The sequence below is a fragment of the Pedococcus sp. P1_H8 genome (assembly GCF_056405175.1).
The window spans coordinates 1-579 of sequence record NZ_JBFUCP010000084.1 but is presented as its reverse complement, the minus strand read 5'-3'; the positions used below and the strand labels follow the sequence as shown (position 1 = coordinate 579).

1 protein-coding gene is annotated in these 579 nt (G+C 70.3%); it reads left to right on the top strand.

Annotated elements, in window-relative coordinates:
* Positions 1-579 (top strand): GMC family oxidoreductase (locus AC1DYG_RS18965; protein WP_477641418.1); only part of this gene is annotated, 579 nt, incomplete at both ends.

Sequence of the window (579 nt, the reverse complement as noted above, 5' to 3'; positions counted from 1 at the left end):
CCTCGGCAATCGACCACCTCGACGGGGATCGTGGCCGCAGGTACTTCGTGGAGGACGGCGGTCTCCCGAACCTGTTCCGGAACGCGTACGAGGCACGGCTGCGCGAAGGCGGCGGCACGTCGTGGCAGCGCTGGTACTGGGAAAGGCTCGCCAGGGCAGGTGAACTCCGTACGGTGATGCCCTGGTTCGGGCAGTCGATCGACGCGGCGGACGGGGTGTTCCGGCTGCGGCGGTCCCGGGTGCGTCCGCGGCGCAAGGTGATGAAACTGAACTGGAACCCTTACCGAACCGAGACGGTCATCGTCGCGATGGCGGCCGAGCACGAGCGGTTGGCGAAGGCGACCGGGGGCGAGGTGCTGCCGCTCGCGAGCTGGAAGTGGCTCCGCGCCCTGGCGACGCCGCATCCGCTCGGCGGGTGCAACATGGCCGCCGCGCCGGGGGCCGGCGTCGTCGACCACGCGGGAAGGGTGTTCGGTCACGACGGGTTGTACGTGATGGACGGTTCGGTCATCCCCAGGGCGATAGGCAGGAACCCCTCGAAGACGATCGCCGCGGTCGCCGAGCGGGCGGTCGCGTTGC